The sequence below is a fragment of the Enterococcus sp. AMC1623 genome (assembly GCF_058216495.1).
Map to the genome: position 1 here is coordinate 1641702 of NZ_CM177096.1, position 12594 is coordinate 1654295.

The 12594-nt window shown below is 34.0% G+C and carries 11 protein-coding genes, 1 pseudogene and 1 riboswitch; of the genes and pseudogenes, 7 read left to right on the forward strand and 5 right to left on the reverse strand.

The window, feature by feature from the left end:
• Positions 1-38 precede the first annotated feature (38 nt).
• The gene (locus AC4BC7_RS08070; protein ID WP_490504363.1) at positions 39-932 is read right to left on the reverse strand and encodes a LysR family transcriptional regulator; all 894 of its coding nucleotides are present in this window, start codon (positions 930-932) and stop codon (positions 39-41) included.
• A gap of 128 nt (positions 933-1060) precedes the next feature.
• Between AC4BC7_RS08070 and AC4BC7_RS08075 the strand changes: the two genes are divergently transcribed.
• Positions 1061-2230 carry an MFS transporter gene (locus tag AC4BC7_RS08075; RefSeq protein WP_490504364.1) on the forward strand — a complete coding sequence of 390 codons (1170 nt, stop codon included), beginning with the start codon at positions 1061-1063 and terminating at the stop codon, positions 2228-2230.
• A 33-nt stretch (positions 2231-2263) separates the two neighbouring features.
• Here the strand turns inward: AC4BC7_RS08075 and AC4BC7_RS08080 are convergent, their stop codons facing one another.
• On the reverse strand, positions 2264-2920 hold the full coding sequence (locus AC4BC7_RS08080; RefSeq protein WP_490504365.1) for an NUDIX hydrolase: 657 nt from the start codon (positions 2918-2920) through the stop codon (positions 2264-2266).
• Positions 2921-3042: 122 nt separating this feature from the next.
• On the opposite strand from AC4BC7_RS08080, the pseudogene AC4BC7_RS08085 reads away from it, so the two are divergent.
• The 3 genes and pseudogenes from AC4BC7_RS08085 to eno all read left to right on the forward strand — a co-directional run.
• Positions 3043-3453, forward strand: a pseudogene (locus AC4BC7_RS08085) (EamA family transporter); the annotation flags it as partial.
• Positions 3445-3900 (forward strand): EamA family transporter, encoded by a 456-nt coding sequence (locus tag AC4BC7_RS08090; protein WP_490504421.1) that lies wholly within the window; start codon positions 3445-3447, stop codon positions 3898-3900. The pseudogene AC4BC7_RS08085 and the gene AC4BC7_RS08090, both read left to right, overlap by 9 nt.
• 42 nt (positions 3901-3942) lie before the next feature.
• Positions 3943-4004: riboswitch (Fluoride riboswitch) on the forward strand.
• Between the two features lie 94 nt (positions 4005-4098).
• The gene (gene eno / locus AC4BC7_RS08095) at positions 4099-5370 is read left to right on the forward strand and encodes a phosphopyruvate hydratase (RefSeq protein WP_490504366.1); all 1272 of its coding nucleotides are present in this window, start codon (positions 4099-4101) and stop codon (positions 5368-5370) included.
• A gap of 633 nt (positions 5371-6003) precedes the next feature.
• Here eno and AC4BC7_RS08100 read toward each other — a convergent pair.
• Positions 6004-6849, reverse strand: a complete 846-nt coding sequence (locus AC4BC7_RS08100; protein WP_490504367.1) for a glycosyltransferase family 8 protein — start codon at positions 6847-6849, stop codon at positions 6004-6006.
• Between the two features lie 203 nt (positions 6850-7052).
• On the opposite strand from AC4BC7_RS08100, the gene AC4BC7_RS08105 reads away from it, so the two are divergent.
• The 3 genes from AC4BC7_RS08105 to AC4BC7_RS08115 all read left to right on the forward strand — a co-directional run bounded on the left by AC4BC7_RS08105 (position 7053) and on the right by AC4BC7_RS08115 (position 10456).
• The gene (locus AC4BC7_RS08105; protein WP_490504368.1) at positions 7053-7388 is read left to right on the forward strand and encodes a PadR family transcriptional regulator; all 336 of its coding nucleotides are present in this window, start codon (positions 7053-7055) and stop codon (positions 7386-7388) included.
• Positions 7389-7401: 13 nt separating this feature from the next.
• On the forward strand, positions 7402-8229 hold the full coding sequence (locus AC4BC7_RS08110) for a DUF1129 domain-containing protein (RefSeq protein ID WP_490504369.1): 828 nt from the start codon (positions 7402-7404) through the stop codon (positions 8227-8229).
• Between the two features lie 868 nt (positions 8230-9097).
• On the forward strand, positions 9098-10456 hold the full coding sequence (locus tag AC4BC7_RS08115) for a DNA cytosine methyltransferase (protein ID WP_010783152.1): 1359 nt from the start codon (positions 9098-9100) through the stop codon (positions 10454-10456).
• A 43-nt stretch (positions 10457-10499) separates the two neighbouring features.
• Here AC4BC7_RS08115 and AC4BC7_RS08120 read toward each other — a convergent pair whose 3' ends face one another.
• A complete protein-coding gene (locus AC4BC7_RS08120; RefSeq protein ID WP_002405415.1) occupies positions 10500-11219 on the reverse strand; it encodes a PmeII family type II restriction endonuclease in 720 nt (239 codons plus the stop codon).
• 114 nt (positions 11220-11333) lie between these two features.
• Positions 11334-12503, reverse strand: a complete 1170-nt coding sequence (locus AC4BC7_RS08125) for an IS256 family transposase (protein WP_176244453.1) — start codon at positions 12501-12503, stop codon at positions 11334-11336.
• Positions 12504-12594 lie beyond the last annotated feature (91 nt).

Consider the following 12594-nt stretch of genomic DNA (forward strand, 5'->3'; position numbering starts at 1 on the left):
CCGTTTTTAGCAATATACACCAAAAAGAGCCAAATTTTTTATGTTTGGCTCTTTTTTTGTTCGAAATAATTGGTGGCAAATTTTTTAAAGCCTTGCGTAATCGGTGTTTGATAACGATTTTTCAACCAAGATAGCCAAATTGTTCGCTGACAAGTGGGTGAATCAATCGTCAAAAGTGGTAACGATTTTTGATGTTTGTTTTCAGTCCAAGATTGCGGTACAAACGTGACTCCAAAACCAGCATGAACTAGCTGAATAATAAAGTCAAAACTTTCAATTTCAAAGGCAACATCTGGGTCAAAACCAGCTTCTCGACAAAATAATTTCGTCATTTCTCCAAATGCATAATCACTTGTCACACTAATAAACGGTTCTTCCGCTACTTCACTTAGATGAATATTTTTTCGATGGGCTAATGCATGATTCGGTGGCACCGCTAAATAAATTTCTTCCGTTAATAACGGCTGGCAAGCTATCTCAGGGTGACGAATGGGGGTATAAAAAATACCTAAATCTACTTCTCCATCTAATAATTTCGCTGCTAATTCTTGTTGCTGTGTAATGTGTGCAATTTTAAATCGTCTTGTGGGATGCTGTAAAAAAAATTCTTGGAATAACTCTTGTAAAAACTTTGAAGAAGATGCCCCAATCGTCACACTGTTTTCTTTGGTTTCAATTAAATGTGTGAGCTGATATTTACTATAATCTAGTTCACGAAAGATACGTTCAACTGAAACTAAAAAAATGGTGCCGTATTCGTTTAATTTAATCCGTTTCCCTACTCGATCAAACAATTTCACCCCTAATTCTGCTTCTAAATGGGCAATCGATTTGCTTAGTGAAGGTTGAGCGATATGTAATTCTTCAGCTGCTGCCGTCATATTCTCTAAGCGAGCAACCACTTGAAAATACCTTAATTGTTTTAATTCCATATTTTCTCCTTATAGCTAAAAGTAATAAATATATAATTTATTATATATTTCAACTAATAAATAGTCGATGCTATAATGAAAAAGCTTTAGAAATTTTATGAAAACACAACATATTAGGAGGTATTTCTTTGGGTAAATCAAAGTTATGGACAAAAGATTTCGTATTAGTCGCACTTATTAATTTCATTACTTATTTAGTGTATTACTTATTAATGATTATTATTGCTGAATTTGCAATGAAATCATTAGGTGCATCACCTAGTCAAGCAGGTAGTGCCGTGGGGATTTTTATCATTGGAGCTTTAATTGCTCGAATTATTACAGGTAGCATCATTGAACAGATTGGTTATAAGCGAATGCTTTTTATTGGTCTAGGAATTTATTTTATTTCCTCATTCTTTTATTACCCTCTTAACAATTTAATGCTCTTAATGGTCGTTCGTTTTATTCATGGGATTGGTTTTGGTGTAACTTCAGTGGTAACAAGTACTGTCGCCGCACAAATTATTCCAATAGAACGTCGCGGAGAAGGTATCGGCTATTATTCATTAAGTACCACGTTAGCTTCTGCTACAGGTCCAATGTTAGGGATGTTTTTAGTCCGTCAGCTATCTTTTAACACAATTATTACGCTATCGATTATTTTATTAGTGCTTGGGATGTTTGGTGGATTCATTTTACGTATGCCTAAAACAAAAAAAGTCGTACCAACTAATTCACAGCAAAAAATTTCCATTCATCATTTCTTAGAAAAAAAAGCCGTACCGATTTCATTGATTGGTATGTTATTAGGAATTGGTTACTCTAGCATTGTTAGTTTCCTAACTTCTTATACAGCTGAAATTAATTTGGTTGCTGCTGGTAGCTTCTTTTTTATTGCCTATTCCATCGCCATTTTATTTTCTCGACCAATTGCTGGACGTTGGATAGATACAAAAGGAGAAAACTTTGTCATGTACCCGTCATTTATTGCCTTTGCGATTGGTTTATTGTTAATGGGTACTACTGTAAATAGTTGGATGTTATTGTTAGCTGCGCTTTTTATTGGTGCTGGATTTGGTACGTTTTTATCTAGTGGACAAACCATTGCCATTAAAGTCGCATCTGAGCACCGAATTGGCTTAGCAACTTCGACGTTCTTAGCAATTGTCGACTTTGGAGTGGGGATTGGTCCTTCGATTTTAGGCGCATTTGTACCAATTATTGCGTATCGTGGCGTTTATATTAGTATGGCAATTTTAGCTATGGTGGCAGGTATTTTTTATTTAATCTTTAATAAAAAAATCTTGAATACTTAATAAAAAAACGACTTTCCTTTGCAAGAAAGTCGTTTATTGTTTAATTTCATGAATAAAATTAGCCACAATTTTTGCTGTTAAACCCCAAATTAATTCTTCAGTTTGATAAAAGAGCAGTTGATGTTGCCCTGCTCCCCACGGTTCTTGATAATGTTGTGGTAAGCCTAATTCTTCTACTGGCAACAGAATTTCTTTTTCTCCTGTTTTTGGATCAACAATATAAGGATGAACCAATACCTGGCACTGGTATTCTTTTGGTTTGTTCTCTAGGAAAAATGCTACCGGAACTGTGAATACTTTTTCTACCTCATCAGCTGAAATAGTTAATTCTTCTAAAGGAGTCTGTAATAATCCTACATAAGTATGCACTAACATTCCTGTGGGCATGATTAAGGTATCTAAATTACCCAAAATTTCAATTCCTTCTGGACGACAACCTAATTCTTCACATGTTTCTCGAATTGCTGCAAGCTGAGGTGATTCATCATTCGGATCAATTTTGCCTCCTGGAAAACAAATTTCCCCACCTTGACGGATAGTTTCTGCTCGTTTTTCAAATACAAGGTGATATTCACCATCAATTTCTACTAGCGGCACAAATACTGATGATTGAAAATAATCAATTAAGTGGCTTTGATGCGTTCGAAAGATGATTTGCTTTTTTAGCCGTTCTTCTGTTAATTTTTCCATGCGACTTCCCTCACTTCATTTACTCTTTAACTATACCCTGAATGTTCCTTTTAAAAAAGCAAAGCGCATGCTAAAATAAATTCAATTCGATGGTTATTTATTTAGACTGGAGGAATCGGTTAATGTGGGTGTTATTTGCTTTTTTATCAGCTTTTTTTGCTGGAGTTATGTCGATTTTAGCTAAAATTGGCATTGAGGATGTCGATTCAAATCTAGCAACTGCGATTCGAACTTGTGTAGTGGCTATACTCTCGTGGAGCATTGTCTTTATGGTTCATTCTCAAACATTAATTTCTGCCATCGATCACAGAAGTATGTTGTTTTTAATTTTATCAGGAATAGCAACTGGGGCTTCTTGGCTATGTTATTTCAAAGCGTTGCAAATTGGTGATGTGAATAAAGTCGTTTCCATTGATAAAAGTAGCGTACTCTTAACAATGATTTTATCGATGGTTTTTTTAGGAGAATCCCTTTCTTTGCTTAAACTACTTGCTATGCTTTTGATTGGTTTTGGAACGTATAGTATGATTGAACATAAAACAACGGCGAAACAAACTACGGACAGTCGCTGGTTAGTATATGCTAGTTTTTCAGCTTTTTTTGCTAGTCTAACAGCCATCCTAAGTAAAATTGGCATAGAAAATGTTGAATCGAATCTTGGAACAGCGATTCGAACAGTGGTTATTTTACTTATTTCTTGGTTGATTGTCATTTATCAGAAAAAACAAACTACTATTAAAAATATTACGAAACGCAATTGGTTATTTTTGATTCTTTCAGGATGTGCGACTGGATTATCTTGGCTATGTTATTACAAAGCGTTACAAATGGGGCCTGCTAGTATTGTCGTTCCTATTGATAAATTAAGTATTGTTGTCACCGTACTTTTTAGCGTAACCGTCTTACATGAATCGCTAAAGAAAAAAGCCATACTAGGCTTATTCGTCTTGGTAGTAGGCACCTTATTATTACTGATATAATCAAGTGTTCTTAATTGATGATACTCAAAAATCGTGCTACTATTTGGTCATAGGGATGGTGCTCCCTATAACCGCCAATAATGGCTGATGGCGCCTGTTATATACAAAAGTTTATTTTGTCATACATGTTACTTGTATGCCTTAAAGTAGACTCTTGTGTGTAACAGGCTTTTTTGCATTTAAAAGGAGGAGAAAATTATGTCAATCGTAATTGAAAATGTCAAAGCAAGAGAAGTATTTGATTCACGAGGTAACCCTACAGTCGAAGTCGATGTTTTACTTTCTGATGGCTCTTTAGGTAGAGCAGCTGTTCCGAGTGGTGCTTCTACAGGTGACCGAGAAGCTGTAGAGTTACGTGATGGTGGCAAACGCCTACAAGGAAAAGGTGTCAGTCGCGCAGTCAATAATGTGGCAACAGAAATTCATCAAGCATTAAAAGGAAAACCTCCTTTTGACCAAGCTAAAATCGACCAACTAATGATTGATTTAGATGGAACACCAAATAAAAGTCGTCTAGGTGCCAATGCAATTTTAGGTGTTTCAATGGCAGTTGCTCGGGCTGCTGCAGTTAGTCAAGGCGTTCCTTTGTATCGCTATTTAGGTGGTGTTGACTTAGAGTTGCCACAACCATTCTTTAATGTTATTAATGGTGGTGCGCATGCAGATTCTGGAATTGATGTTCAAGAATTCATGATTACACCAGTGAAAAGAGAGACTTTTCGTGATGGTGTTGAAAAAGTAGCTAATACGTATCACACACTAAAGAACGTTTTAGCCAAAGAAGGTTTTGAAACAGCGATTGGCGATGAAGGTGGATTCGCACCTAAATTAGCTAATACGGAAGCTGCTATTGAGATGTTATATCGCGCGATTCAAGAAGCTGGTTATGTCCCTGGAGAAGAAATTGCAATTGCTTTAGACCCTGCTTCTAGCGAATTTTATTCTACTGAAACGCAACACTATCATTTTGAAGACCAAGAACTCTCTTCTGATGAAATGCTTGCTTATTACCAAGCGCTAGTTAAAAAATATCCAGCAATTATTTCGATTGAAGATGGTTTCTCTGAGCATGATTGGGATGGCTTTAAAAAACAAACCGATGCAATGGGAGCTACGGTTCAACTCGTAGGTGACGATATTTTTGTAACCAATCCAACGATTTTTAAAGAAGGAATTGAAAAAGGTGTTGCTAATTCTATTTTGATTAAATTAAATCAAATTGGCACAGTATCAGAATCTATCAATGCAATTAAGCTAGCTCGCGCCAATGGTTATACAACGATGATTTCCCATCGTTCAGGTGAAACAGGCGATACTTTTATTGCTGACTTTGCCGTTGCTATGAATGCTGGACAAATCAAAACTGGTTCAATGGCACGTAGTGAACGAGTTGAAAAATACAATCAATTTTTACGTATTGAAGAAGAATTAGCTGGTAATGGGATATTGGCTCGTTTTCCTAATAAATAAAATTGATAAGCTAAACGATTTCTAAGATAAAATCAGCTTCAATAATTAATACTATAGGACGGGGCAGTTCACACTTTTTAAAGTGTTCAAGTCAGTAATTTGAACTAGAATACAGACCTATCGTATATGCAATTTTTGCATATACGATAGGTTTGTTTTTTAGATAGTTTTGTCATCGTAGGACTTGATTTTCGCTATAATTGGCGCTAGCTTCCCGTAAGTGTAGTTGTTCTTCTTTTATTCTGTTAATTGCGTATGGACTATACGCTGAAGTAATCCGTGAAAATGCCTATCTCTCCAGAACAGTAGACGTCCAAGAAAACCAACAAGTAGTTGACACTGGTTTATATGGTATTATCCGCCACCTCATGTATTTGGCGACTATTCTTTTATTTTTATCTATGCTTTTCGTCTTGGGTTCATTTACGCATTTCTGATTTTTTAAGTTATCTTTTACTAATAATCAAATGAAGAAGTACTCTTACTACAAGAACTCGCTAGCTATCATGACTATATCTATAAGGTACGGTACCAAATTTTTCCGTTTATTTGGTAATTTTTTCTCCAAAAACAACAACTCCCTGTCAAATAATGTCTGACAGGGAGTTTACTTTTAGATTAGGCTAATTGTTGTTACAATTTTTCTTGAATACTTTCTTCAATGATGTCTGCTCGTTGTTGATAGTTCAAATACAAGGCAGTAAAGCGATTATCATGCTTTTTACTCCAAGGTTTTGGCTTACCACAAAAATGAAGAATTGCCGTATTACGCAGTACCCAATGAATATCATGTTTATTCAAACTTTTAGCAAGATATTTCGTATACATACGCGCATCATAATTCCATTTTTCTTCTGGAATCGTCATTGCATATTTTCCGTATAAATAATTCAAAATATCCTGATCCGGCAATAACAAATAATTGGCATGTTTTTGCAGCACCTGACTGATATCCTCCCATTTGATCTTTTCTCTTGCTTGCTCTAAGTTTATCAGCATAATTCCTGAATTATAATATTCATGATCTAAATCTAGGCGAACTTTATTCAAAGGTGTTGTTAAATCAAGCAAGCCAATGTGCGTTGCAGCCGCCAACAAATGATTCGTTAAATCAATATTCCATAGTTCATTTAACGAATTAATGACTAAAATATCTGGATCTAGATACAAAACTTTTGTGATTTCCTCAGGTAGTATTTCACCCGCTAACAGACGAAAATACATTTCTTTCGGATATCGAGCTACAGTCGGAGCATTCTTCCAATTACTGCCATCAACTTTCATTTCACGAAACTCAAATCCTAGATGTTCACTAAATGCTTGTAATGATAATAAACTTTCTTGTGAGATACGTTCATGTACTAACCATATTCGAAATGATTGATTGGGATTATTAGCATGAATTGAAAGCAACGCCACTTTAAGAGGACGTAAATACCCTTCATCTAAAGTAAAAAGCAGTTCCATTTTTTGGTTCATTTTTTTCTCCTTATTATTTAGTTTATTGAAAGATTATTCTAACGTCTTTGTTATTCTATCAAACCAATCATAAAATATATTTGAAATTTTGTCACGATAGATTTAATTAAAACACTATTATGTATTGCAAACTAGCTCGACATAGGTTATACTCATTGTATACTAGTATGCAATACAATATAGCTATGTAAAGGAAGTCGTATATGACAGATAAAAACAGATCTTCTCAGATGTTAAAAGGAATTCTTTCCGGATGTATCCTTGTATTGTTAGATTACGAAACGCTATATGGTTACACCTTAAGTTTGAAACTCGAGGAAATCGGTTTTGACCAGATACCTAAGGGAACGATTTATCCTTTATTATTGAGTTTAGAAAAGAAAGGCTTCATTGCTAGCACTTTGGTCCCTTCACCTGATGGACCAAGCCGTAAATATTATCATCTAACTAATAGTGGTAAAAATGAAAAAGCGCACTTTATGACCGAGTGGCAACAATTACAACTCAATGTCAGTACCCTTTTAGATAGATTCAGCTAGGAGGCTGAGGAAAATGAAAACAAATGACATAATCAAAACCAACCGAAAACTACAGCAACAATTAACTGAAGAAAATAATGCTTATTATGGTGACCTCCTCGTTTATCTACGTGCAAGAGGAGCGATGAAAAAAGAAGCAGTTATCGAAGAAAAAGCATTAGAGATTTTAACTGATATTTTAGATGCCCAAAGAGATGGTATTAGCGCTGAAACCTATTTTGGTAAGGAGCCGCAAGAAATTGCGAATGACCTATTATCCTTCTCACCCATAAGTTTGATGGATTTTCTAAAGTTAGCCTTGATTGCTTTAGGCTCTTATAGTTTATTTAGTATACTTCCAGCCCTTATCTTCCCAGAGAATGATATTGATTTTGGGTCATTTATGGTTGTCGGACTATATTCATTTATTTCTGCAATTACTTTATTTTGGCTCATCAGTAAAGGCGTCTATGCGAAAAAGAAGAAACAATCCAATATGCTACTAGGCATACTAGGAACCTTATTATTCTTTGGGGGCATACTTCTAGCAATTTTTATTAAAACTCCTTTAACAGTCGAATTACCAGGTCCGGTTGGAATATTGACAATCCTTACACTGTTGATTGTAATGTCCATATTATTCTTCACACAAAATAATGAAGATAAACAAATGTGGTCAACTTTTATACCCCTCATTTTGGTTTGCGCAACAATCGGTATTCTCTCAAGAATCAGTTATTTTTCCGAATACTTTGAAACTACAATGGGTAAATATATCGTTGTTGCAATCCTACTACTATCAGCTATTTTTCAATATCTGATAGTTTATTTACAAACTAAGAAAATGAAAAATATACCCTAGTTCTAGATACATGCCATAACGAAAAGAGAACCAAAAGCATATCAAAGTCATGCTTTTGGTTCTCTTGGGTCTTCTCATCAAAAATATAAAATTGAACAAAAAAACGACTTTCTTCGAAAAGAAAGTCGCTAAACTTTGATATATCAATGTTTTTCTTATTCCGCAGCGTTTTCGTCTTTGAGACCGTATTGGATGTTTCAATGATTCCTAGTGAAACCTAGTTAAAATTATCGGATTTTTGAGATTTACAAGAACTTCTGATGTATTTTTGTACTACTTAAAAGAGAGGGTCAAAAGGATGGTCAAGGACAAAAAAAAGAAAACATCCTATGCTCAGGATACTCTCTAAAAACTGATAAATCAGCGCTTTTCTTATTCTGCAGCGTTTGTGTCTTTGAGACCATACTCAATATTGATATGATTTCTGGTAGTCTTTAATCGAACTTTATTTCTTTGTTCGTTCACTAACACACTCTGATGCGTCCCCTTTCATACGACTAAGGAAGGTCAAAAGGATGGTCATTTTTATGACTAAAAAACTTCGCCAGTATATTAAGGAATATTGTTTTATCAGTATGTTTAATAAGTGAATGGTACTTCCAAAAATCAAAAGGTTTTAGACACTTCCAAAGTTGAGGTGTCTTTTTTGAATAAACATAGGAATTCTGTTAAATACGAAAAAGAACTAACCCTCATAAAAGAAAAATTCAAAAAATAAGTTAATTAGAATTACATCTTTTGATACTACAATAAAAATCATTCTTCTAAAAAATATTATTTAATTATTGCGTATATTTGTATTGACTAGAAAAACATGGTTCGCTATAATTGGGTTGTTCAAAATATTTTAAACAAGGAGGAGGGTACTTTGATTATTGATAAAGAAATAGTTCTATCAGCCATGAAACAAAAGAATATAAAAACCCAAACAGAACTAGCGGAACGACTACAAATGAGTAAAAGTCAATTGTCTCAAATGTTATCCGAAGGTTTTTCTCCTTTAAAAACTAATGTTGTCAAACTCACTAATGAGTTAGGACTATCCTATGCAGAAATACTTAAAGAAGAATTGAGTGATACAATGACTACAACTATAGTAAAAAAACATGCAACTAATAATAAACAGCTAGAATTATTTAACGATGATTCATTAGACAGATTTAAATACAAGCTAGATGAGTTTATTGATATTCAAAATACTACTCCAAAACGCGATTACACGCTTGTAGAAACATTTGCTGGTGCAGGAGGTCTATCCTTAGGTTTGGAAAAAGCTGGATTCAATTCTGTTGCAGATATTGAAATAGACTCTACAGCATGTAGTACTTTAAAATTAAATCGCCCTAATTGGAATGTGATTGAAGGAGATATTAATACTATTGCTCAAAATGGTATCTTTAATCATGATCAGTTTACTTTTAGAGGAGAACTAGACGTATTGTCTGGCGGTTATCCTTGTCAAAGTTTTAGTTATGCTGGCTTACGTCAAGGACTGAATGATACTAGAGGTACTCTATTTCATCCTTATTCACAATTATTAGTACAACTGCAACCTAAAATGTTTATAGCAGAAAATGTAAAAGGTCTTTTGAATCATGATAATGGCCGTACATTAGAAACTATGATAGAAATTTTCGAGGATTCAGGTTACCAAGTATTTTGGAATATACTGAATGCTTGGAATTATGGAGTTGCACAAAAAAGAGAGCGGATTGTCATTATTGGCATTAGAAACGACCTTTTTGAACAACAACAATATTCTTTTAAATTTCCTAAAGAATATACCTATCAACCTGTTCTAAGGGATGTATTAAAAGATGTTCCGAAAAGTGAAGGTGCTTCTTATCCAGCGTCTAAAATAGAAGTCCTTAACTTAGTCCCTCCTGGAGGATGTTGGGTTAACTTGCCTGAAAATGTTGCTAAAAGTTACATGGGTGCATCCTATCATTCTGGTGGTGGTCGAAGAGGAATGGCTAGACGCTTATCTTGGAATGAGCCTTCTCTAACGTTAACTACATCACCCGCGCAGAAACAAACAGAACGTTGCCATCCTGATGAAACTCGTCCATTTACTGTTCGAGAATATGCAAGAATACAAAGTTTCCCAGATGATTGGGAGTTTGCTGGAAGCACAAACAATCAATATAAACAAATTGGAAATGCTGTCCCGGTAAATCTTGCGGAAGCTATTGGAAAATCTGTAGTAAATTATCTGAATCAATTTTAAAATATCAAAAACTAGTACACTAAAAAGGTACTAGTTTTTTTAACTACTCTTCAATTCCTTCAATATTTTTTAGTTGTTCAGCCAAAGCTTTGATTGTTTCGTCAAGAAGCTCAGTACTATCAAATTCATTAGCTATATCTCCAATACCATCAGTTAGCTTTTGATAAAAATCTTCATCTCCTGTTAAATGATACCAAAAATCTTTTCCAGCTAAGACTGTATAGTCCTCTGCTAACGTTCTATAAAACGCACTTAATTCGCTGTCTTCGCCATAAAAAACACCTACGACACAATCCATATTTGCAATAGGAATATTATTAGTACGAGCTAAATTAATCGCTGATTTAAAATGATTTTGAATTGTAGTCACATCATCATAATTAATTGTTTGAGGGCCAGCTTTAATTTGACAGTATTTTTTTCTTCCATCTATTTTATCAATAAATTCTATGTCCATTCCAGTCGTAGTAGAGCCATATCCTTCCAGAGTTTTATTGATAAATTTTTGAAGGTTGGAACCGAATGAAGTATTAATTGAAGTACCTAAAACTCTTGGATATATTAATGCCTTCGAAACACTTTCAGGATCATCGTTCCCTGTTAAATAATTTGCTAAATACTTGTTCAGAAATGGATTCACGTTAAAGTTGTTTATGTTTTTTAACTTTTCTGTATTTTTAATATGATTCTTAGCAATTACTTCTCTAAAAAAGTCTTTCGCCTTTTCAATGATTTCATCATTGTTTTGTGCTTTTTCAGTCATTTTCTTCACCTCGTTATTTTCTTATAATTTGAGTATACCCTTTTGGTTATTTCATGTATAGGTGGTTGCGTCAAGAATTATGTGTAAATGGAAAAGCCCATTCTGTTGATCAAGTTAAAACATTGATTCTAATGTATCATGTATTTCTTTAAAACCTTTATGAACTCGGCATAGAAACTTTTGATTATAGTTGTTGAATTGAGATACTAGAAATCTCTCCAGAGATTCTTCATTAGGAAATTGCTCTTTTCTTTTGGTATATTTCTTTAATTGTTTGTTAAAACCTTCAATCAAATTAGTTGAATAAATAGTTCTTCTGATTGACGGAGGAAAATTATAAAAGGTTAATATAGCAGGATTCATGAGCAATTTAACCACTCGTGGATACTGCTTTTTCCATTTATCTATCATAAACCTTATTTGATTATTTGCTTCTTCTTTTGAACTTGCTTGATAAACTAATTTGAAATCGCTACAAATTTCTTGTCGATCACTAACACGAACCTTATGAGCGATATTTCTAGATATATGGACACAACATTGTTGAAATTGAGCATTTGGATAAACACTATGAATACTATCGTTAATGCCACTTAAACCATCAGTTACGACTAATAAAACCTCTTTTAAACCACGGTATTTTAGGTCTTGAAGAATCTCTTTCCAAACATAAGCAGATTCAGTTGGAGCAAGACTAAACCCAAGAACCTCTTTGGTTCCATCTAATCGAATGCCAATTACAATATAAACTGCTTCTTTTGAAACAGTTTGTCTTTTTAAAGGAATGTGAGTAGCATCCATAAAAATGACAGAGTATCTGGATTCTAGGGACCTTTCTTTAAAGGCAATAATATCTTCAGAAACTATTTTAGTCATATTTGAAATGGTTTGTGGCGTATAGTGATGCCCGTACATTTTTTCAATCAATTCAGAGATTTCAGACATAGTAATTCCTTTTTGAAATAGCTGAATAATAGTGGTTTCTAAAGAGTCATTGGTTCTTTTATAAGCAGGTAAAGTTTGTTGAGAAAACTTACCATTTCTATCTCTAGGAATCACCAAATTTAATTCTCCATACTCTGTTCTGAATGAACGTGAATAATTCCCATTACGGGAATTACCTGAATTGAACCCAGCACGATCATATTTTTCATAATCAAGAAAAGCTGTTAATTCAGCCTGCAATAATGAATTAACAGCTAATTCTAAATGACATCGAAATAATTCATCTAAATCACCTTTATTGATTAGTGTTTCCATAATTTCTGTAGTAAAATTGGGCATGAGAAAGTCCTCCTATAAAATTTCGGTTGTGGTAACTTTAATTTTACAGAATGGACTTTCTTTTTTTCTACCCTAAATATCTATTTACACA